The organism is Amycolatopsis tolypomycina (genome assembly GCF_900105945.1).
Lineage (GTDB): Bacteria > Actinomycetota > Actinomycetes > Mycobacteriales > Pseudonocardiaceae > Amycolatopsis > Amycolatopsis tolypomycina.
Map to the genome: position 1 here is coordinate 5,049,929 of NZ_FNSO01000004.1, position 20,598 is coordinate 5,070,526.

The 20,598-nt window shown below is 72.6% G+C and carries 23 protein-coding genes and 1 tRNA gene; 12 read left to right on the forward strand and 12 right to left on the reverse strand.

From position 1 onward, the window contains the following. Window positions 1–12: 12 nt before the first annotated feature. Complete coding sequence (locus tag BLW76_RS32560) at window positions 13–1,347, forward strand: recombinase family protein (protein ID WP_091314646.1); 1,335 nt, start codon at window positions 13–15, stop codon at window positions 1,345–1,347. 54 nt (window positions 1,348–1,401) lie between these two features. On the opposite strand, the gene BLW76_RS32565 is transcribed toward BLW76_RS32560, so the two are convergent. Next, window positions 1,402–1,485, reverse strand: a tRNA-Leu gene (locus BLW76_RS32565). 278 nt (window positions 1,486–1,763) lie between these two features. On the opposite strand from BLW76_RS32565, the gene BLW76_RS50045 reads away from it, so the two are divergent. After that, entirely contained in the window at window positions 1,764–2,567 is an 804-nt protein-coding gene (locus tag BLW76_RS50045; RefSeq protein WP_244170430.1) for a cellulose-binding domain-containing protein, read from the forward strand. Here the strand turns inward: BLW76_RS50045 and BLW76_RS32575 are convergent. Then, window positions 2,564–3,454 carry a LysR family transcriptional regulator gene (locus tag BLW76_RS32575; protein WP_091314651.1) on the reverse strand — a complete coding sequence of 297 codons (891 nt, stop codon included), beginning with the start codon at window positions 3,452–3,454 and terminating at the stop codon, window positions 2,564–2,566. The genes BLW76_RS50045 and BLW76_RS32575 overlap by 4 nt on opposite strands. A 74-nt stretch (window positions 3,455–3,528) precedes the next feature. On the opposite strand from BLW76_RS32575, the gene mdlC reads away from it, so the two are divergent. Genes mdlC through BLW76_RS48900 form a run of 4 tightly spaced genes read left to right on the forward strand, consistent with a single transcriptional unit; the run spans window position 3,529 to window position 7,917 of the window. Beyond that, the gene (gene mdlC, locus BLW76_RS32580; protein WP_091314654.1) at window positions 3,529–5,097 is read left to right on the forward strand and encodes a benzoylformate decarboxylase; all 1,569 of its coding nucleotides are present in this window, start codon (window positions 3,529–3,531) and stop codon (window positions 5,095–5,097) included. 2 nt (window positions 5,098–5,099) lie between these two features. Continuing rightward, window positions 5,100–6,521, forward strand: coding sequence for a benzaldehyde dehydrogenase (locus BLW76_RS32585; RefSeq protein WP_208613441.1), 1,422 nt, complete (start codon window positions 5,100–5,102; stop codon window positions 6,519–6,521). 11 nt (window positions 6,522–6,532) lie between these two features. Next, entirely contained in the window at window positions 6,533–7,726 is a 1,194-nt protein-coding gene (locus BLW76_RS32590) for an MFS transporter (protein ID WP_091314659.1), read from the forward strand. 32 nt (window positions 7,727–7,758) lie between these two features. Next, a complete protein-coding gene (locus tag BLW76_RS48900; RefSeq protein ID WP_167384810.1) occupies window positions 7,759–7,917 on the forward strand; it encodes a hypothetical protein in 159 nt (52 codons plus the stop codon). A 20-nt stretch (window positions 7,918–7,937) separates the two neighbouring features. Here the strand turns inward: BLW76_RS48900 and BLW76_RS32595 are convergent, their stop codons facing one another. The 4 genes from BLW76_RS32595 to BLW76_RS32605 all read right to left on the reverse strand — a co-directional run bounded on the left by BLW76_RS32595 (window position 7,938) and on the right by BLW76_RS32605 (window position 9,983). Then, on the reverse strand, window positions 7,938–8,831 hold the full coding sequence (locus tag BLW76_RS32595; RefSeq protein ID WP_091304040.1) for an IS982 family transposase: 894 nt from the start codon (window positions 8,829–8,831) through the stop codon (window positions 7,938–7,940). A 62-nt stretch (window positions 8,832–8,893) separates the two neighbouring features. Continuing rightward, the gene (locus BLW76_RS48905; RefSeq protein WP_167344367.1) at window positions 8,894–9,067 is read right to left on the reverse strand and encodes a hypothetical protein; all 174 of its coding nucleotides are present in this window, start codon (window positions 9,065–9,067) and stop codon (window positions 8,894–8,896) included. A gap of 20 nt (window positions 9,068–9,087) precedes the next feature. Next, the gene (locus BLW76_RS32600) at window positions 9,088–9,321 is read right to left on the reverse strand and encodes a DUF6480 family protein (RefSeq protein WP_091314661.1); all 234 of its coding nucleotides are present in this window, start codon (window positions 9,319–9,321) and stop codon (window positions 9,088–9,090) included. A 62-nt stretch (window positions 9,322–9,383) separates the two neighbouring features. After that, on the reverse strand, window positions 9,384–9,983 hold the full coding sequence (locus BLW76_RS32605; protein WP_091314663.1) for an HSP18 transcriptional regulator: 600 nt from the start codon (window positions 9,981–9,983) through the stop codon (window positions 9,384–9,386). A gap of 105 nt (window positions 9,984–10,088) precedes the next feature. Here BLW76_RS32605 and BLW76_RS32610 point away from each other — a divergent pair, with 105 nt between their 5' ends. Both BLW76_RS32610 and BLW76_RS32615 read left to right on the forward strand, forming a co-directional pair. Continuing rightward, window positions 10,089–10,520 (forward strand): Hsp20/alpha crystallin family protein, encoded by a 432-nt coding sequence (locus tag BLW76_RS32610; protein WP_091314666.1) that lies wholly within the window; start codon window positions 10,089–10,091, stop codon window positions 10,518–10,520. 64 nt (window positions 10,521–10,584) lie between these two features. Next, window positions 10,585–11,358 (forward strand): ANTAR domain-containing protein, encoded by a 774-nt coding sequence (locus BLW76_RS32615; protein ID WP_091314667.1) that lies wholly within the window; start codon window positions 10,585–10,587, stop codon window positions 11,356–11,358. 1 nt (window position 11,359) lies between these two features. Here the strand turns inward: BLW76_RS32615 and BLW76_RS32620 are convergent, their stop codons facing one another. After that, complete coding sequence (locus BLW76_RS32620; protein ID WP_244170431.1) at window positions 11,360–11,806, reverse strand: nitroreductase family deazaflavin-dependent oxidoreductase; 447 nt, start codon at window positions 11,804–11,806, stop codon at window positions 11,360–11,362. 358 nt (window positions 11,807–12,164) lie between these two features. After that, window positions 12,165–12,518, reverse strand: coding sequence for an ArsR/SmtB family transcription factor (locus BLW76_RS32630; protein WP_091314673.1), 354 nt, complete (start codon window positions 12,516–12,518; stop codon window positions 12,165–12,167). A gap of 55 nt (window positions 12,519–12,573) precedes the next feature. Here BLW76_RS32630 and BLW76_RS32635 point away from each other — a divergent pair, with 55 nt between their 5' ends. Both BLW76_RS32635 and BLW76_RS32640 read left to right on the forward strand, forming a co-directional pair. After that, window positions 12,574–13,554, forward strand: a complete 981-nt coding sequence (locus BLW76_RS32635) for a cation diffusion facilitator family transporter (protein ID WP_091314675.1) — start codon at window positions 12,574–12,576, stop codon at window positions 13,552–13,554. Window positions 13,555–13,592: 38 nt separating this feature from the next. After that, entirely contained in the window at window positions 13,593–15,644 is a 2,052-nt protein-coding gene (locus tag BLW76_RS32640; protein WP_091320160.1) for a leucine-rich repeat domain-containing protein, read from the forward strand. Here the strand turns inward: BLW76_RS32640 and BLW76_RS32645 are convergent, their stop codons facing one another. Both BLW76_RS32645 and BLW76_RS32650 read right to left on the reverse strand, forming a co-directional pair. Beyond that, on the reverse strand, window positions 15,645–16,859 hold the full coding sequence (locus BLW76_RS32645; protein ID WP_091314677.1) for an MFS transporter: 1,215 nt from the start codon (window positions 16,857–16,859) through the stop codon (window positions 15,645–15,647). Next, entirely contained in the window at window positions 16,856–17,614 is a 759-nt protein-coding gene (locus tag BLW76_RS32650) for a DeoR/GlpR family DNA-binding transcription regulator (RefSeq protein ID WP_091320163.1), read from the reverse strand. The genes BLW76_RS32645 and BLW76_RS32650 overlap by 4 nt, the downstream gene beginning before the upstream one ends. A 147-nt stretch (window positions 17,615–17,761) precedes the next feature. On the opposite strand from BLW76_RS32650, the gene BLW76_RS32655 reads away from it, so the two are divergent. Next, entirely contained in the window at window positions 17,762–18,349 is a 588-nt protein-coding gene (locus tag BLW76_RS32655; RefSeq protein WP_091314682.1) for a TetR/AcrR family transcriptional regulator, read from the forward strand. Here the strand turns inward: BLW76_RS32655 and BLW76_RS32660 are convergent. After that, complete coding sequence (locus tag BLW76_RS32660) at window positions 18,346–19,446, reverse strand: Gfo/Idh/MocA family protein (protein ID WP_091314684.1); 1,101 nt, start codon at window positions 19,444–19,446, stop codon at window positions 18,346–18,348. The two genes, BLW76_RS32655 and BLW76_RS32660, sit on opposite strands and share 4 nt — an antisense overlap. Continuing rightward, complete coding sequence (locus tag BLW76_RS32665; RefSeq protein WP_091314687.1) at window positions 19,443–20,177, reverse strand: sugar phosphate isomerase/epimerase family protein; 735 nt, start codon at window positions 20,175–20,177, stop codon at window positions 19,443–19,445. Before BLW76_RS32665 ends, BLW76_RS32660 begins: the two co-directional genes overlap by 4 nt. Before the next feature lie 199 nt (window positions 20,178–20,376). Here BLW76_RS32665 and BLW76_RS32670 point away from each other — a divergent pair, with 199 nt between their 5' ends. Further along, entirely contained in the window at window positions 20,377–20,571 is a 195-nt protein-coding gene (locus tag BLW76_RS32670) for a hypothetical protein (protein WP_091314689.1), read from the forward strand. Window positions 20,572–20,598: the final 27 nt, after the last annotated feature.

Genomic DNA, 20,598 nt, shown 5'->3' on the forward strand with positions numbered 1-20,598 from the left:
GACGCCGCGGACATGCTCGCGCAGTGGATAAGCAGTAAGAACCAGGCTGGCGCAGGATCCACAGACTCTCCGGTCAACGGCCTACGGTTCGCCTTCTACGGCCGCACGTCGACCACCCGCCATCAAGATCGTGTGTCGTCACAGGGCTGGCAGCGCGACATCGCTGAGGAGTTGGTCGCGGGTCACGGCCAGGTCGTCGCCACCTACTTCGACGCCGGCACCTCACGCCGCGTCCCATGGACACAACGGCCGCACGCAGCGCGGCTCATGGCCGAGATCGTCAGGTCAGATCAGACGATCGATGCGATCGTGGTCGGCGAGTACGAGCGAGCCTTCACCGGCACCCAGTTCGCCACCCTCTACACCTGGTGCACTCGGCATGGCCTCCAGCTGTGGCTGCCCGAGACGGGAGGCCCGGTCGACCTCGGCAACCGCGATCACCGGGTCCTGCTGGCGCTGCTGGCCACCCAGTCGCAACGGGAGGTGCTGCGTGCCCGGCACCGAGTACTGGCAGCGATGCACAACCAGGTCACCCAGCAGGGCCGCTACCTCGGCGGAAGGCCGCCCTACGGCTACCGGCTCGTCGACGCCGGCCCGCACCCCAACCCCGCAAACGCCCGCTGGGGCCGACGACTACAGCGCCTCGCGCCCGACGAACGCACAGCACCACACGTCACTTGGATGTTCCGGCAGCGTCTGGCCGGACACAGCGTCGCGAGCATCGCCCGACACCTCAACGAACGCGGTGTCCCCTGTCCATCCAGCGCCGACCCGGACCGCAATCGCCATCGAACCCGTAGGACCTGGACCCTACGTACCGTCGCTGTCATTCTTGCCAACCCGCGCTATACCGGCCGACAGGCCTGGAACCGGCGCGCTACCCACACCAGCGGCCCAGCCTCATCGCCGGCGCCTTCGGCGAAGGCGGCACATCCGGCACTCGTCACGGAGCAGGACTTCATCGCCGCTCAGCAAATCCGAGCCGCACGACCAACCACGGACGGCGGACCTCGCCGGTTTGCGCTCGCGGGTCTGATCCACTGCGGCGTTTGCGATCGCCGCCTGGACTCGCACTGGAACCACGGGCGTCCGACCTACCGCTGCCGCCACGGCCACACCAGCACCCAACTCGCCGGCCACCCGCGACCGAAGACGCTCTACATCCGCGAGGACCACCTCGTCGAGGCGATCCGTATCCGACTTGGAGATCAAGACGGTGACGGCCACGCCACGCTGGAGTCTGATCGGACACGAAGCAGCCGTGTTGCATCAGCTTTGCGCAACTCAGGGCGGTTCGTTGTCTGCGACAACGCCGGTTGGCAACTGGAGGAGATCGATTCGAGCTGAGCTAGAATCGACCCAGCTTCAAGATCGCGTTTCGCGATCCGTGGGGTAATACTGTGTCCGAGGGGGGACTTGAACCCCCACGCCCGTTAAGGGCACTAGCACCTCAAGCTAGCGCGTCTGCCATTCCGCCACTCGGACCTGCTGAAGAAAGAGTATACGGCCCCCCGCGCCCCTCGTTCAGGGGGGTGCACATCGACCTCTCGACCCCCTCTGGCATGATCGACAGGTTTCGACTCCCTGCATCGATCCAGCTGCGCTCCGTCACCCGGGAACCTCCTGGTGATGCAGGCCGTCAAATGGTCACCTGGCTGCGAAACCCGTTTGTCCACATGGTTTACAAGACCGGTTTCGCTTCCTAGGATTCGCCGGGCAAGCCAGCGCGTTCGAGCGCCCCTCAGGACCTGGAGGTTCCGGTTATGGCGCGCGCCGGGTGGCGGCCTGATGATGAGGTCTCCGTTGACGATCTGCTGCGGGAAACCGGGGCCATGCCTCGGTCGCTGGGGGCCTACTCGCCCCTCACTCGGCCGCGGGAAGACGACACCGGGGTCGGGTACCGGGAACGGCTCGAGCAGCGTGCCAAAGAGGCCGCCGCCGCTCAGCAGCGGGCCGGGCGGCGGATTCGGTGGGTTTCCGCTCTCTGTGGGGGCCTTGTTGTCGTCGGGAGCCTCGTGATCATTGCCGTCACCTCCGAAAGCTCGCCCGGGCGGCAAGCCGCCGTTGCGCCCGACTCGCTTGCTCCCGCCACCACCACTCCGCGGGCGCTGACCAGCTCCTCCGCTCCGGCGCCGGTGCCCACCGTCATCCGGCAGACCTCCGCCTCCCCCACCACCTCCGCGCCCAAGACCACGGCCGGCTCCACCAGCCCGACGCAGGCCCCTCCGCCGCCGCCTGCTCCGGTTGCCTCGTGCACCGTTCGGTATGCCGTCACCGATCAGTGGCCCAACGGCTTCACCGCCAACGTCTGGGTCACCAACACCGGCAACCAGACGCTCAACCCGTGGACCTCCACCTGGAACTTCACCGCCGGGCAGCGGGTCACCCACAGCTGGAACGGCGACTTCTCCCAGAGCGGTTCGCGGGTCACCATGAAAGCGGTTTCCTACAACCTGAGCCTCGCCCCCGGCGCGACCGTCAACATCGGCTTCAACGGCTCCTTCGACCGCAGCAACCCGACGCCCGTCGGGTTCACCCTCTCCGGCGCGCGCTGCACCACGACCTAACCCAGCACCTCGCGCATGAACCCCACCAGCCAGTGCTGGGCCGGGCTGCGGGCGTGCGTGTGCCGCGTGTACACCGACACCTGGGCCGGCTCGACCTCGAGCGGCAGCTCGAACAGCCGGACCCGGTGGTCGGCCGCGAACATCTCCGCCACCAGGCGCGGGACCATCGCCACCAGCTCGCCGTCCTGGACCAGGTACGGCAGGGCCGCGAAGCGCGTCACCTCGAGGACCACGCGGTCGAGCAGGCCGGACGTCTCCAGCGCGCGACGCGGGCCGTCGTGGCCGGTCGGGCCGAACACCGTCACGTGGCGCTCCGCCGCCAGCTGCTCCACCGAGACCGCCGAGGAAAGCCGCGGGTGGTCCGCCGCCACCATGCCCAGGTAGCCCTCGGAAAACAGCGGGATCCGGGCGACGCGCTGGGAACTGATCAGCGAAGACGCGATGAACGCGTCGATCTCGCCGCGGCCGAGCTGGTCGGCCGCGCGGTCGACGTCCAGCGGCCGGACCGTCAGCGTCACCCCGGGCGCCCGCGCCGGCAGCGCCGCCATCAGGCGCGGCAGCAACGAGATCTCCCCCAGGTCCGACAGGCACAGCGTGAACGCCGCCCGAGCCGTCGACGGCGAGAACGACTTCGCCCCGCTCACCGCCGTCTCGATCTCCGACAGCGCGCTGTGCAGGGGCTCGTACAGCGCGCGGGCCGTCGTCGTCGGGACCAGGCCGCCGCCGGTGCGGCGGAACAGCTCGTCCGAGAACCGGCGCCGCAGCTTCTGCAGGCTGTAGCTGATCGTCGGCTGCGTGACGTGCAGGGACTCGGCCGTCGCCGTGACGCTGCGGGTCTCGTACAGCAGCACGAACGTGCGCACCAGGTTCAGGTCGAAGTCGCGCATCATCGATCCCATCTATGAACGACCGAGCCAACATTTATTGGAACACAGGCCGCCGTGCTCCATAGGGTCCGCCCATGCCCACTGTCCGCCGCCTCGCCCACGAGTTCCTGGACCGCCGTGGCCTGACCACGGTCTTCGGCAACCCCGGGTCCAACGAGCTCCCCTTCCTCGCCGAGCTGCCCGGGAACTTCCGGTACGTCCTCGGCCTGCACGAAGGCGCCGTCGTCGGGATGGCCGACGGCTACGCCCAGGTGACCGGCCGCCCGGTGCTGGTCAACCTGCACGCCGCCGCCGGCTCCGGCAACGCGATGGGCGCGCTCACCAACGCCGTCTACTCGCGCTCTCCCCTGGTGCTCACCGCCGGCCAGCAGGTCCGGACCGCGATCGGGCCGGAGGCCATGCTCGCCAACGTCGACGCGACGCAGCTGATGCGGCCCCTGGTCGGCTGGGCCGGCGAGCCGAGCTGCGCCGCGGACGTCCCGCGCTCGCTCGCGCAGGCCGTGTTCGAGGCCGAGCTGCAGCGGCGTCCGACCTACCTCTCCGTGCCCTACGACGACTGGGCCGCCGAGCTGCCCGAGACGGCGACGCTCGACCGGCAGGTCCAGCGAGGCTTCACGCCGAGCGCAGCCCAGCTCGACGATCTCGCCGCGAGCGTCGCCGGGGCGAAGAACCCGGCACTGGTCCTGGGCGGCGACATCGACGCCACCGGGCTCTTCGACCGGGCCGTCGCGCTGGCCGAGCACCTCGGCCTGCCGACCTGGGTGGCGCCGTCGCCGCACCGGCTGCCCTTCCCCAACCGGCACCCGCTCTTCCGCGGCGTGCTGCCCGCCGGCATCGCGCCGGTTTCGGCCGCGCTGACCGGGCACGACCTCGTGCTGGTGCTCGGCGCGCCGGTCTTCCGCTACCACCAGCACGTTCCCGGCGCCTACCTGCCCGACGGCACCCGGCTGGTCCAGGTCACCGACGACGTCGGCGCCGCGGCCCGCGCGCCGATGGGCGAGGCGCTGGTCGCCGACCCCGCGCCGGTGATCGAAGCGCTGCTGGAGAAGGTCCCCGCCCGCAGAACAGAACGCACTTACGTCGAGAACCCGCAGCCCCGGACCGGTGAGAAAGCGCTGCACCCGGAGCAGGTGTTCGCCGCCCTGCGCGACACCCAGGCCGCCGACACGCGGTACGTCGTCGAGTCGACGTCGACGAATTCCGCCTGGTGGCGGCAGATGGACCTGCGGCGCGCAGGCTCCTACTTCTTCCCGGCCGCCGGCGGGCTCGGGTTCGGCCTGCCCGCCGCCGTCGGCGTGGCGATGGGCGACCCGGACCGCCCGGTCGTCGGCGTCATCGGCGACGGCTCGGCCAACTACGGCATCACGGCGCTGTGGACCGCCGCGCACTACCGCGTGCCGGTCACCTTCGTGATCCTGCGCAACGGCGTCTACGGCGCCCTGCAGTGGTTCGGCGAGCTGCTCGGGACGCCGGACGTGCCCGGCACGCAGATCCCCGGCATGGACTTCACGGCCATCGCCGCCGGATACGGCGTCGAAGCCACGGCTGTCACCAGCGAAGACGACTTGCGCGCCCAGCTCAAGACGACCCCGGACGGCCCGCGGCTGATCCAGGTCGACACCGAACCGACCACACCGGAGTGATCATGCTGGAGAACGAATTCCGCGGCGGCAGCGGCGGGACCCACCAGGTCGTCGAACCGGCCACCGGCACCGTGCTGGGCCAGGTGGGCATCGCGACGCCGGGCGACGTCGCCGAAGCCGCCGCGATCGCCGCGAAGGCCCAGCGCGACTGGGCCCGGCGCAAGCCCGCCGAACGCGCCGCGGTGCTGCGCCGCGCCGGCGAGCTGTGGGAGACGCACGCCGCCGAGGTGCAGGACTGGATCGTCCGCGAGGCCGGTTCGACGAGGCCCAAGGCCGGGATCGAGACCGAGATGGCGGCCGGGATCTGCTTCGAGGCCGCCGCCCTGCCCGCCCATCCGCTCGGCGAGGTGCTGAGCACCGGCGAACCCCGCTGGTCGCTGGCCCGGCGGGTGCCGGCCGGCGTCGTTTCGGTGATCTCGCCGTTCAACTTCCCGCTGATCCTGGCCATCCGCTCGGTCGCGCCCGCCCTCGCGCTCGGCAACGCCGTGCTGCTCAAGCCCGACCTGCGGACCGCGGTGTGCGGCGGCGTGAGCATCCTGCGCGTCTTCGAAGCGGCCGGGCTGCCCGAGGGGCTGCTGCACCTGCTGCCCGGGGACACGGGAGTCGGCGCCGCCGTGGTCGACGCGCCGGAGGTGTCGGTCGTGTCGTTCACCGGCTCGACCGCGGCCGGGCGGAAGGTCGGCGAGGCCGCCGCGCGCTCGCTCAAGCGCGTGCACCTGGAGCTGGGCGGGAACAACGCGCTCGTCGTGCTGCCGGGCGCCGACGTCGCCAAGGCGGCCTCCGCCGGCGCGTTCGGGTCCTTCCTGCACCAGGGCCAGATCTGCATGACCACCGGCCGCCACCTCGTCCACGAGTCCCAGGTGGACGAATACGTCGCGGCCCTGGCGGAGAAGGCACGCCTGCTGCCCGTGGGGAACCCGGCCGAGGGCGACGTCGCGCTCGGCCCGATCATCGACGACCGCCAGCTCGCGCACGTCACCGACGTCGTCGACCGCAGCGTCGCGGCCGGCGCGCAGGTGCTGGCGGGCGGCAAGCCCGACGCTCCGTTCTACCCGCCGACCGTCCTCTTCGGACTCGACGACGCGAGCCCGGCTTGGCGCGAGGAGATCTTCGGCCCGGTCGCGCCGGTGCGCGCCTACCGCGACCTCGACGAGGCCGCGCGGCTGGTCAACGACTCCGAGTACGGCCTGTCGGTGGGCATCCTCGGCGACGTCGGCACGGCGATGAAGCTGGCCGAGGAGGTCCGCTCGGGCAAGGTGCACATCAACGAGCAGACCGTCGGCGACGAGCCGACCGCGCCCTTCGGCGGCGTCGGCGACTCCGGCAACGGCTCCCGCTTCGGCGGGGCGAAGGCCAACATCGAGGCCTTCACCGAGACCCAGTGGCTGACCGTCCGCGCGGACATCGCGCCCTACCCGTTCTGAGGAGCACGACGATGAAGACGTCCGCATGGACGGCGGTCCTCTGCTGGCTGACCGTCCTGCTCGAGGGCTACGACCTGGTCGCGCTCGGCGCCACCATCCCGACCCTGCTCAAGAGCGGCCACCTCGGCTTCACCGCGGCCGGCGCGACCGCGGTCGCCACGGTGTCGCTGATCGGCGTGGCCGTCGGCGCGGCGTTCCTCGGCCCGCTCACCGACCGCTTCGGCCGCCGCGTGCTGCTGATCGGCTCGGTCCTGCTGTTCTCGCTGTTCACCCTGCTGACGCCGCTCGCGCCGAACGTGGCGACGTTCGGCGTGTTCCGGTTCGCCGCCGGGCTCGGCCTCGGCGCGTGCATGCCGGTGGCGCTCACGGTCATGTCGGAGAACCTGCCCGCCCGGCGGCGCGCCAGCGCGAGCACGTTCACCATGACCGGTTACCACGTCGGCGCGGTGCTGACGTCGGTCCTCGCGCTGTCCGCGCAGGAGAACTGGCACCTGCTGTTCTACGGCGGCGGGATCGCCGGGCTGCTGGCCGTGCCGCTGATGTGGTGGCGGCTGCCGGAGTCCGCCGCCTACCTCGCCGCCCGGGAGGAGCCCGAGCGCGTGGCGCTGAAGGACCTGCTGGGCGGGAGGTTCCGGCGGATCAGCATCGCCGTGTGGACCGGGTCGTTCATGGGCCTGCTGCTGGTCTACGGGCTCAACACGTGGCTGCCGCAGCTGATGCGGACGGCGGGCTACCCGATCTCGACGTCGATCACCCTGCTGCTGGTGCTCAACATCGGCGCGGTGCTCGGGCTGGTGCTGGCCGGCACGATCGCCGACCGCTTCGGCATCCGGCCGATCGCGCGGATCTGGTTCGGCGCCGGCGCGGTGCTGCTCGCCGCGCTGAGCCTGAAGATCGGCAACGCCGTCCTGCTCAACGCGGTCGTGCTGCTCACCGGCGTGTTCGTGTTCTCCGCGCAGGTGCTGATCTACGGCTACGTCGCCCACGCGTTCCCGGCGTCGGCACGGGGCACCGCGCTCGGGCTGACGTCGGCGGTCGGCAGGCTGGGCTCGATCCTCGGCCCGTTCGTCACCGGGGCGCTGGTCACCGCCGGTATCGCCTACCCGTGGGGCTTCTGGTTCTTCGCCGTCGTGGCCGCGCTCGGCTTGGTCGCGGTCCTGCAGCTGCGCGGCGAGGAGCGGTTGACGCCGGTGTCCGCCGGGTAGCCGCGAAGGAAGGCCACCTGCAAGGAGGAGCGATGTCGCAGCCGCACGACGAGACCGGCGAAGTCGACTCGAGCGGGAATCCCGTGGACGAGCCGCCCCGCGAAGAACCCGACGGGCCGTTGGAAGACGACGACGCGAAGGCGCGGCCGGGACACCCGGGCGCGCAGGAGAACTTCCGCGGCGGCGGCTAGACGAGTAATGCGTAACTCGGTCAGTGGTCGTAGGCGGTCAGTGATCGGGTGATGGGTTGGCCGGTGGCGCGGTTGTGCCAGATGGCGGCGGTGAGGGCCAGGAGGCGTTGGGCGACGCGGACGCCGACGCCTTCGATGGTGCGTCCACCGTGCTGTTCCAGGTTCAGCTGGCCCTTGAGGGTGTCGTTGACCGACTCGATGAGCTGGCGGATGGACTTGAGCAGCGGCTCACCGGGATGCGGCTTGCGGTTGCGGTAGGACGGCCGGATCAGCCGGACCCCGCGCTCGGCCAGGAAGCGGTCCAGTTCCGCGGAGACGTAGCCCTTGTCGGCGATGATCAGCAGCCCCGGACGTTCGGTGAGCAGGTGGGGTTCGTGGTCGCAGATGGCCATGAGCACCTGCCGCTCGTCGACCTTCGGGTCGGCCAGCGCCCAGGCGACCGGGAGTCCGGCCGGGGTGCAGACCAGATGCAGCCGCAGTCCCCAGAACCAGCGCGAGTGGGAGCGGCAGAAGCCATACTTTGCCCAGCCGGCCAACTCCGAACGCTGGACCGTGGGTCGGGAGCGACCGCATTCGACCGGGGTGGAGTCCACGATCCAGGTGGTGTCGGTCCACAGGTCGGTGTCCGCCGCCAGCCAGCGCATGACCTGCTTGACCAGCGGCAACGCGGCACGCAGCCGACGGTTGTAGCCGGACTGGCCAGGCAGATAGCGGAACGCGCCGGGCATCCGGGCGGGCAGGAACCGCAGCCAGCGGGCCTCGGAGGTGAACCCCAGCAACGCCTGGGCCACGGCCAAGGTCACCAGCTCCGCGTCGGTCAGCTTCGGCGGCCTGCCCACCCGCCGCCTGCCGGCGAGGTGGTCGTCGATCTTGACGTAGAGTGCGGTGAGAAGGGTGTTCAGGTCTGTCGTCACAAACCGATCTTGAACACCCTTCGCCCATCTCCAGCCACCACCCAGACTTACGCATTACTCGTCTAGACCGTGTCCTCGGGCTTGCGGCGCCCCAGCGTCGCCTCCGGGTGCTCGGTGCGGCGGTCGGAGTCGCGCAGGACCTCGCGGGCCTGGCCCTCGGGGTCCGCGCTGTCGACGGCCTGTTCTTCGGGCAGCAGCTCGGCCCGGGTTTCGGTCCGGTCAGGGGTGTCGTCCATGCTTCGCGGGTACCCGGATCTCAGATACGCAACCAGCCGACGGCCAGCGCGATCACGAGTCCGGCGACCATCAGCACGAGCACGCCGGTGAGGACCAGCCACAGCACCGGCATCGCCTTCGACGGCATCGGCTGCGGGTGGGACAGGCCCGACGTCTGGGCGGAGTCGGGCGGCGTGCTGCCCGGGGGCACCCCGCCCCCGGGGTCGAGGTCCGGGGTCCGGCGGGGATCCGGATCCGGGGGTTCGGCGGTCATGGCGGCACCGTCCTTCCGTCGCTCCCGCCGCGGGTGCCCGGCACGCGGCCGGGCAAACCCGGTCACTCCCGGGCGCGGCGGTTGCCGGCGGCGTCCCGGCGCAGCTGGTCGGTGTGGGCGGAGATCTCCCCGAGCTGCTCGGCCAGCGCGCCGGTCAGGTGCGGCCGGGCGGCGGCCAGCGGCGGGAGCAGCGTCGCCGGGTCGTCGTCGCCGAGGGCCGCGCCGAGGCGGTCGGCGCTCTCCTGCGCGGCGGGCCCCAGCCCGTCGAGCGCGCTGACCCGGCCGGCGAGCTGGCGCAGGATGGCGGAGTTGCGCCGGGCCCAGTCGGCGACCGCCCGGTCGCCCGCGCGCCGGTCACGTTCCGCGTCGACCCGCGCCTCGCCGGTCTTCTCGCCCGTGTGCGACGGCTGCAGCCGCAGGTAACGCCGTTCGGCGGCCTGGCGGCTGGCGACGCCCAGCGCGGGCGCGAGCGCCACCCAGCTGGCGCCGGCCGCCCTGGCCGCCGTGATCAGCTCCGGTTCCCAGCGCGCCAGCTCCTCCCGCAGCAGCCGCAGGCCGGTCAGCGCCGCCAGCACCTGGTCCTGGTCACCGGCCCCGGCCCGGGCGGCCGTGACCACCTCCTGGATCCGGCGCACCGTGCCGGTGGGGTCGATTACGTCCATCGCGTCATCCTTTCGACGACCCATATCTTGTCATCGTTTTGACGACATGCTAGAACAGACCCGCGTGTTGACACCAGAGCTGTCAAATCCAGGAGGTGGATCCCGATGTTGATGCGCACCGATCCGTTCCGCGACTTCGACCGGCTCGCCCAGCAGGTCTTCGGTGCCGGCACCTGGTCGAAACCGGCCGCGATGCCGATGGACGCCTACCGCTCCGGCGACGAGTTCGTGGTGTGCTTCGACCTCCCCGGCGTCGATCCCGATGCCGTCGAGCTGGACGTCGAGCGCAATGTCCTCACGGTCAAGGCCGAGCGACGGCCCCTGCCGACCGGTGACGACGTCCGGATGCACGTTTCCGAGCGGCGGCTGGGCGTGTTCTCCCGCCAGCTGTTCCTCGGCGACACCCTGGACACCGAGCACATCACCGCGAGCTACGACGCCGGGGTGCTGACCGTCCGCATCCCGATCGTCGAGAAGGCGAAGCCGCGGCGCATCGCGGTCGACGGCACCGGCGACCACCAGCAGATCAAGGCCTGACCTCCGATCGAGGCGGGGCCGGCGTGCACCGGCCCCGCCTCCACCGCGCCGAGGAGGGTTTGCGGTGACTGTCATTCCCACGACGCACGGAATCAGCTCCTTGCTGGAGGAACTCCTCGCGCGGATCGCCGACGACGTGCCGGGCGCACTCGGCGCCGCGTTGTCCGTGCACCACCGCGGCGGCCCCCCGCTCGTGGCGGCCGCACACGGGCTCTCCGCGGCTCTGGTCCCGGCCCAGCTGGACAGGTTCGGCGGGCCGGTCCCGACCGCGGGCCGCACCGGCGAGCCGGTGGTGACCGCGGACGTCTACGCCGACGACCGCTGGCCGCACCTGACGCTGAGCGGCCTGCTGGAGCACCACCCCGCCCACGCCGCGTACTGGCCGCGCGTGCGCGGGATCGCGGCCCTGCCCTCGACGTGGGACACCGAAGGGACGCTGGTCCTGTCGGTGGCGCTCGACCGGCCCGCCACCGAAGAGACCCTGGACGTGCTGCGGCGCCACGAGCGGCTCGCCGCGATGGCACTGGTCGTCGCCGAGGCGACCCGGCCGGACCGGACCGACCAGATGCTGGAGCTCCTGCAGTCGCGCGCGGCGCTGGAGGAGGCCAAGGGCATCGTCATCGCCCTCCGCCGCTGCGACCCCGAGGAAGCCTGGCACACGCTGCGCCGGGCGAGCCAGGAGCGCAACGTCAAGGTCCGCGAGCTCGCCGTCGCGCTGGTGGAACTGCTCGCCGGCGCACCGGCACCCCAGCCGGACGGCGAGCGCACGATCCACCCGGCTCCGGAGGCCCGCCGCGCGGCCCGGCAGCTGCTGCGCGCCCTCGAACGACGCCGCTGAGTCAGCCCTGTTCCACCCGGAAGACCGCGATGTGGCCGGCGGCCGCCGCGACGGCGTCCGGTGTCGGCGCCGCGGCCAGGCCGGTCGTCACGAACCGCTTCCCCACGCTCGCCGGGCTCGTCTCGACCAGCCGGCGCAGCACCGGGCCCCGCTCCTCCACCGGCAGCTCGACCAGCCGCGCGGCCGACGAGCGGCGGCCCCGGGTGAGCGTCACCTCGCCGGCGGCCCGCACGTTCGCCACCCAGGCCGCCTTCGGATAGGCCTGGACGACGTAGTGGTGCCCGTCGATCGGGTTGACCGCGATCGGGAAGGTGCGGGGAACGCCGGTGCGCCGCCCGGGCACGGTGAGCAGCTGCATCGGACCGAAGGCGACGCCGAGGCGCTGCAGTCCGACGACGATCTTGTTGCCGGTGTTGACCAGCCGGCGGTAGCTCTGCGCTGTTGTCATGCCTCGACGGTACACAAGTTTGTATGGAACTCATATGATCTGACTCTCGTAGTTAATCTCGCTCGGGTCCCGGCTTCGGTTCGGGCGGCACCGGGTCCGGCACGGGCACGCCGGGGTCCGGGAGTGGGTCCGGACCCGGCCCGGGCGGCCCCGGATCAGGGACAGCAGGATGGGGCAAGCCAGGGTCGGGCACGACGGGATCAGGCAGGCCGGGATCGGGCTGGACGGGTTCGGGCGACACCGGGGGTGCGGTCGACATCGGTCATCCCCTCCGCCACGCTGCACCGCCCGCGATTCGGGCGGCGATCACCAGAGGGGCTACCCCCTGCGGCGGGCCGGGGAAACGCCGATCAGCGGTTCACGGGTGGTGGGCGTGGTCGCCCGCGGGGATGTCGCGGTCCACGTGGTCCGCGTGGTGCAGGGCCTGGGCCAGCAGGCCGCGGACGTGGTTGTCGGCCGCCGAGTAGTAGACGAACGTGCCTTCGCGGCGGCCCTTCACCAGGCCCGCCAGGCGCAGCTTGGCCAGGTGCTGGCTGACCGCCGTCGGGGCGGCGCCGGCCAGCTCGGCCAGGCAGGCCACCGACGATTCGCCCTGGAGCAGGGCCCACAGCACCTTGATGCGGGTCGGGTCGGCCAGCAGGCGGAACGACTCCGCCGCCAGGTGGACCTGCTCTTCGGTGGGCATGTCGAACTCCGGCAGCGACGCGTGCATGACCACAACCTTACTACTTGCGTATCTGCGTGCTTGCGCAGATAGACTCAGCCCCATGACCGGACACGGACACGGGCACCGCCACTCGCGGTGGCGGCCGCACAGCCACGACAGCGCCGACCGGGTCGACCGCGCCCTCGAAACCAGCCGGCGCGGCCTGCGGGTGCTCGGGTGGTCGTTCGCCGCGCTCTTCGTCACCGCCGTCGCGCAGCTCGTGCTCGTGCTGCTCACCGGCTCGGTCGCGCTGCTGGGCGACACCGTCCACAACTTCGCCGACGCGCTGACCGCCGTCCCGCTCGGGGTGGCCTTCCTGCTCGGCCGTCGGGCGGCGACCCGGCGCTACACCTACGGTTTCGGCCGCGCCGAAGACCTGGCCGGCGTGGTCGTCGTGCTCGTCGTCGCCGCTTCGGCCGCGATCGCCGGCTACGAATCGGTGGTGCGGCTGCTCGACCCGCAGCCGGTCGCGCACCCGTGGGTGGTCGCCGCGGCCGGTGTGATCGGCTTCGCCGGCAACGAACTCGTGGCGCGGTACCGGATCAAGGTCGGCCGCGAGATCGGCTCGGCCGCGCTGGTCGCCGACGGCGTGCACGCCCGCACGGACGGCTTCACGTCGCTGGCGGTCGTCGGCGGGGCCGCGGGCGTCGCGTTCGGCTTTCCCGCCGCCGACCCGATCGTCGGGCTCGGGATCACGGTCGCCATCCTGTTCGTCCTGCGCGACACGGCCAAAGAAGTCTTCCGGCGGCTGCTGGACGCCGTCGACCCGGCGTCGGTCGAGCTGGCCGAACGGACGGCCCGCGAGGTCGACGGCGTACTCGGGGCGCGGGACCTGCGGATGCGCTGGATCGGGCACCACCTGCGGGCCGAGCTGGCGGTGACGGTGGCCGCCGGCCTGACCATCGAGGCCGCCCACGCACTGGCCCACGAGGTGGAACACCGGCTGCTGCACACGATCCCGCGCCTCACCGCGGTCGTCGTCCACACGGAACCGGCCCGCGGGGCGGATCAGGCCCACGAAACCGTTGCCCACCACCGCTGATCCGGTTTTTGTCGGTGCCGGCCGCTAACGTCGGGTCCGTGATCGACCACGAAGCGGAGATCGAGCGGATCCTGGACGGACCGCCGGGCCGGCTCGCGTTCCGGGCGCTGTGCGGCGTCCTCGGCCGGGCCGGCAGCCCGGGGCCCCTCGTCGAGCGGTGCGAACAACGGCTCGCGGTCTGGCCCGACGAGGTCCGGGAAGCGCCGTGGTCGTGGCTCGCGGCGTTGCACGCGGGCCACTCGCGGCCGGGCTGGCGACTCGCGCGCTCGATCGCGCTGAAGTCCTTGCACTACAGCACGGTCGACCCGCCGTTCCCGGATCCCCTCACCCAGCCGGAGTTCCGCGCGATCACCGGTCTCGACCTCGGCTCGTTCGCCGCCGACCAGCTCGCGGCGGTCGTCCGCGATCTGCCGCACTGGGAAAGCCTGCGCTCGCTGCGCATCGGCTTCCTCACGGAGATGGACGGCGAGCTGGTCGCGGACTTCGCGGCGGCGCCCGGCCTCGCGCGGTTCGAGGCGCTGAACCTCATCGACATCCACGAAGACATGTGGCACTTCGAGAAACCGCCGTTCCGCCCGCCCGCCGGGCGGCCGCTGCGGCTGCGGCACGCCGGGCTGCGCGCGCCCGACCTGGTGTCCCTGCTGCGCTCGGACCTCGTCCCCAGGCTGCGCTCGGCCGACGTCCTCGTGTGCAGCGCCGGCGAAGCGCGTGACCTCGCGGCCTGCCCGGAGCTCGCCGGCGTCGAGCGGCTGGCGATCGGCTTCCGCTGTGGCCGCAACGGAAGCCAGCCGCTGTGGGAGCCGTTCTTCGGCAACGTCATCGCCGAAGACGACGAAGCCGCCGAAATCTTCTTCGGGCAGGCCGACCTCTCCGGGCTGAAAGCGCTGACGCTGCAGGGAACTCCGATGGGGCTGGGGCGCGAAGGCCTCGGCGCGCGCGGCGTCGCGGCCACCGCCGGCCTGCTCCCCCAGCTGACCGAGCTGACGCTCACCCAGCTGCCCCTCGGCGACGGCCCGCTCACGCGCGTGCTCGGCGCGCTCGACCCCGAGCGCCTCGAAAAGCTGGCTCTCGTCGACGTCGTGGCGACCGACGTGACGGCCGCGGCGTTCCCCGGGTCCTTCCCACGGCTGCGCCGCCTCGACCTGAGCCGGAACCAGCTGACCGGAGCCGGCGCGCGGCACCTGGCGGCCGAGGTCCGGTTCCCCGCGTTGGCACACCTCGACCTGTCCGGCTGGACCAGCTCGCCGTACTACTCGCGGCCCGCCGTCCAGCCGATCGGCGACGACGGCGCCCGCGCCTGGGCCGGCTCTCCCCATGCGGCCGGCCTGAAGTCGCTGAACCTGTCCGCCACCGGGCTCGGGAGCGAGGGACTGCTCGCCCTCCTGCACTCCGCACGCCTGGCAAGCCTCGCCGAGCTGGACCTGTCCGGCAACAGGCTGGCCGGCTGGCCCGCGGACGTCCCGCTCCCACCCACCGTGCGCACGGTGGACGTCTCCGACTGCGGTCTCGACGACAACGCGATCCGAGCACTGACGTCGTCCGGGCCGACACCCGCGCTGACCGCGATTTCACTGGCCTACAACACCATCGGCACGGCGGGCGCCCAGGCGCTGGCGGTGTGGGACGCGCTGCCCGGGCTGTGGCAGCTGAACCTGTACGACAACGTCATCGGCGACGACGGCCTGACCGCGCTGGCCACTTCGCGGGCGGCGCAGTTGCTGGTCGAGCTGGATCTCCAGCAGGACTGCTGGAACAGCGCACGCCGGCCGCTCGCCGAACCGCTCCCGGCCGAAGTCGTCGATCCGGCGTCGTTCCCGAACCTCGACGCGATCTTTCTCGGCGTCGTCGACGAATACCACGGCGCGCGGTACTCCAGCGGGTTCCCGCCGCACGTCCGGGAACAGCTCGCCACGGCGGAGACGACCCGCCCCGAGCTGGTCGCGTTCCTCACGCACCTCGAGCTGAGCGAACAGGAAACCGGCACGGGCGGCGACCGCGACTTCCGGCCCACGGCCGCCGAAAAGCACCGCGAACACGTGGCCGAGGCCCGCGAGTTCGCCCGGCGCATGCGGGAGGGCGCCCCTGGCTGATCACCCGACGGGCTGCTCCACCGGTTCCGGCTTCGGGCTCAGCACCCCGGCGAACAGGGCCGCCAGCACGCACAGCACCACGGGCACCGCGAAGGCGACGTTCAGCGGCATCCAGTGCGTCAGCCCGCCGATGAGCGCCGGGCCGGCCAGCAGGCCGACGTAGCCGAGGCCGACCACCCGGGCCATCAGCGCGCCGGACGCCCGCGTGTCCAGGTTGCCTGCCGCGGTGAACAGCTGCGGGACGCCACCCGAAAGGCCCAGGCCGAACAGCGCCCAGCCGACCAGGGACACCGGCACCCACGGCGCCGCCGCGGCCACGGTCAGCCCCACCGCGGCCAGCACGGCGCCGTAGCGGACGATCGCGGCCGGGCCCGCCCAGGCGGCGACACGGTCGGTGAGGAACCGGCCGGTCGTCATCGCCACCGCGAACGCGCCGTACGCCAGCGCGGCCGTCGACGCCGAGGTGCCGAGCACCTTCTCCATGTGCAGGGCGGCCCAGTCGTTCGCGACGCCCTCCGACAGCATCAGCGCCAGCGCCAGCAGGCCGAGCAGCCACACCGTGCGACCCGGGGTCCGGCGGCGCGCGGCCGGCTCGTCGGCGGTGTCATCGTCGTCAGCAGAAGCGACAGTGGCAGCGGCCCCCGAGGCGGCCGGCTCCATCAGGAACCGCGCCGACACCAGGGAAAGCAGCACACACACCAGGCCGGTGCCGGTGAGCGTGACCCCGGTGGGCACGCCCGCGCCGAGCGTCGCCGCGCCGATCACCGCGGCGATCGCGCCGCCGATCGACCACATCGCGTGGAAGGCCGCCATGATCGGGCGCGGGTAGGCCCGTTCCACCACGACCGCGTGGGCGTTCATCCCGACGTCGATGGCACCGTTGCCGAACCCGAAGCCGATCAGCGCCAACCCGAGTGCCCACCACGAATCCGCGAACCCGGGCAGGCACACCGCGAGGCCGAGCAGGATCCCGGCGGCCGGCACCAGCCGCCGCTGCCCGAGCCGGTCGACGAGCGGGCCGGCCACCTGCATGCCCAGGAACGCGGCGCCGCCGAGCACCAGCAGCAGCGCGCCCAGCGTGCTGTGCGAGATGCCCGTCGCGCGCTCGACGTTCGGGATGTGCACCACCCACATGCCCATCGCGAAGCCGTTGAGGCCGAAGAACATGAAGGTCGCGAACCGGGCGGCACGCAGGCGGGACAGGACGGTCGTCATCGGCTCTCCGTGGGGGTGGGGACAGCAACGTGCACCAGCACGCCGCGCTCGGTCAGCGCGGCACGCTGGTCTTCGGGGGCGCCGGGATCGGTGATGACCACGTCGGCGCGGTCGGCGGGACAGATGCAGGCGAGCGTGGCGCGGCCCCACTTGGCGCCGTCGGCGAGCACGACCGCCCGCGCCGAGACGTCGAGCGCGGTCCGCTTGACCTCGGCGTCGTCCAGGTCGAAGGCGGTGAACCCGGAGTCGACGCCGACCGCGCACGGGCTCAGCACGGCGATGTCGAACCGCAGCGACCGCAGCGACGCGCACGTCAGCGGGCCCACCAGGGCCTGCTCTCCCGGCCGCGCTTCGCCGCCGGGCAGCAGCAGCCGGACGCCGGGTTCCGCCGCCAGCTCGTGGGCCGCGTGCAGGGACAGGGGCACCACGGTGATCGAGCGTCCGCGCAGCAGCCGCGCCAGTTCCAGCGCCGTCGTGCCGCTGTCGAGGACGACCGTCTCGCCGTCGCGGATCAGCTCGGCCGCGGCGGCGGCGATGGCCTGCTTCGCCGCGACCGCGGTCGCGGCCCGGGCGGCGAACGGCGGTTCGACCCCGGACGGCGTGGCCGGGACCGCGCCGCCGTGCACCCGGCGCACCAGGCCACGGGACGCCAGCTGGTCGAGGTCACGGCGGACGGTCATCTCCGACGCGCCGGTCGCCGCGGCCAGTTCGGCGACGCCCACCTGCTCGGCGTCACGCAACCGCTCCACGATCATCCGGTGCCGTTCCGCGCTTTTCACGCCCCGATCCTCCCAAGCCGCGAGAATTCGCACAATCGCTTTGTTCGTTCGATCACGCGGTTTGTGCGAACTATCGCTGCGGCATGATGGTGCCGTGCACGCCGCCGAGACCACCGCGACCCCGTGACCGGGGGCTACCTGAAGGGCCGGATCCGCCGCGAGGACATCATCACGGCGGCGGCCGCGGCGTACGGCGAACTCGGCTACCACGGCTCGTCGCTGCGGGAGATCGCCAAGCGCGTCGGGATCTCGCACGCGGGCCTCCTGTACTACTTCCCCACCAAGGAAGCCCTGCTCGCCGCCGTGCTCGAACGCCGGGACGCCGAGGACTCCGAGCGCGAGCAGCTCACCGTGCCACCCGGGCTCGCGGTCTTGCGCCACTTCGTCGCGCTCGCCGAGCACAACGTCCGCCACCCCGGGATCGTCGACCTCTACTCGCGGCTCGCCGCCGAAGCGGTCGCCCCGGACCACCCGGCGCACGAGTACTTCGTGCGCCACTACCGGGCCGCCCGCGACGGCGTCCACGAGTCGTTCGCCGCCCTCGCGGCCCGCGGCGAACTGCGGGACGGCGTCGAGCCCGCGCTGGCGGCGCTGACGTTCATCGCCCTGATGGACGGCCTGCAGGTGCAGTGGCTGACCGTGCCCGGCGACGTCGACCTGGTCGGCTCGCTGCGCTTCTACCTGCAGAACCTGCTCACCGTCCCGCTCTAGAGCGTCTTCGCGTACGGGTCCCAGCCCGCCGGCAGCAGCGGCGGGACGTCGACCGTGCTCGCGACCTCCACGCTCTGCCCGCGGGTCATGGACTCGTCGATGGCCAGCATCGCGTCGAGCACGTGGTAGGCCAGCTCCCCCGACGCGCGTTCCGGCACCCCGGCCCGGATGGCCCGCGCGAGTTCCAGCGCGCCGGTGCCGCGGGAAGCCGGATGTCCCTGCGGCGCCAGCTCTTCCGGCTCGTCCCGGTCGAGCAGGTGCAGCCGGGTCGGCTCGTCGAACCGGTTGGGGTCGGGCAGCACGGCGGTGCCGAGCGTGCCGGTGAGCTCGGCCAGCGCCGGCCGCTTGAGCGCCGAGTCGAAGCTCAGGACCAGCTGGGCCGACGCGCGTTCGAACTCGACGAGCGCGGTGACCGTGGTCGCCACCGACACGGGGAACTCGGTGCCCGCCCGCGGCCCGGACCCGACGACCCGGGTGTCCCGCGCCCGCCCGCCGGCCCCGGTGACGCGCCGGATCGGGCCGAGCAGGTGCACCAGCGCCGTCAGGTAGTACGGGCCCATGTCGAGCAGCGGCCCGCCGCCGGGCTGGAAGTAGAACTCCGGCGCCGGGTGCCACAGCTCCGGGCCCGGCACCTGGAACAGCGCCAGCGCGGTCAGCGGACGGCCGATCCGGCCCGTGTCGACGGCGTGGCGCGCGGTCTGCAGCGCGGCGCCGAGCACGGTGTCGGGCGCGCAGGCCACCCGCAGGTTCTTTTCCCGGGCGCGGTCGAGGAGCTTGCGGCCGGTCTGGCGGTCGAGCGCGAGGGGCTTCTCCGTCCACACGTGCTTGCCCGCTTCGAGCGCGGCGAGCCCGACCTCGACGTGCGCGGCCGGGATGGTCAGGTTGACGACCAGCTCGACGTCCGGGTCGGCGAGCAGCTCGGCCACGGTGCCCGAGCGCGGCACGCCGTACTCGGCCGCGCGCGCCGCCGCGCGGGCGGTGTCGAGGTCGGCGACCCGCACCACGCGGACGTCCGGGAACGCGGTGAGGTTCTCGAGGTAGGTGCCGCTGATGACGCCGGTGCCGATGATGCCGACACCGACCGGCCCGCCGGTCACCGGTCCGCGCCGGTCAGGAAGGCGTGGCTGGCGGCGAGGGCCTCGAAGAGGTCGCCGTCGAAGGCGTCGAACTCCACCACGCGCAGGGCGTCCGGCGCGGCGGCCAGGACCTCGGCGAGCGGCACGCGGCCCTGGCCGGCCGGGACCTGGCCGGTGGCGTCGGTGGCGAGCCCGCCGTCCTTGACGTGGATGGCGCGCACGCGCTCGCCGAGCCGTCGCAGCAGGGCGGGGGCGTCCTCGCCGCCCGCGGTGGCCCAGTAGGCGTCGACCTCGAGGGCGACCGCCGGGTCGAGCTGGTCGGCGAACACCTCGAAGGCGCTGCGGCCGTCGATCCGGGATTCCAGTTCCCACCAGTGGTTGTGGTAGCCGACGCGGACGCCGTGCTCGGCCGCGAGCTTCGCGGCGGCGTTGAGCCCGTCGGCGGTGGCCGCGATGTCGGCCGCCTCCTGCCACCGCTCCGGCGGCACGAACGGGTCGATCACCAGGCCGATGCCCAGCTCGGCCGCGGCGGCGAACACGGCGTGCTGGTCGGTGCCGAGCAGCTGCGCGTGCGCGGTCGGGGCGGTCAGGCCGGTGGCGGGCAGCCCGGTTCGCAGTGCTTCGACGTTTTCGACGACACCGTACGGCTCGACCTGCGTGAACCCGATCGCGGCGAGCCGCCGCAGGGTGTCGGCGGGGTCGGCCGCGAAGGCGTCTCGGACCGAGTACAGCTGCACGGAAGGCACGCTCATCGCCGGCTCCTCCAGCTCCGGTGGCGGCCGTCCGCCACGGCTCCTCAATTTCTACCACCTGGTCAAAATTGTGACCAGGGCTTTCCTCCGGACGGCCGCCCGCGTGCCCCGACTCACGCCGACCCGTGTTTTGGCAAGCGCCCGATGGGGCAGTAACGCCAAGAGCAGGCAGCCAGGGCGGATCCGGGAGGTGCCGGGAGTGGACAGGGCAGGGGACGAAAGGGACACGGGGGCCGCCACCGGGCGCCCGAGGTCCCGTCGCGACCTGACGGACCTGTCCGAGGCCGCGCGCGACCTCGACCGGCGGATCGAACAGCACCTCGAACGGCTGCGCCGGGAGCGCGCCCAGCGCGCCGCCGACATCCCGGACCAGCGGCTCCGGCCCAGCGGCTGAGCGGACCACCTCGCGTTCACCGCGCGG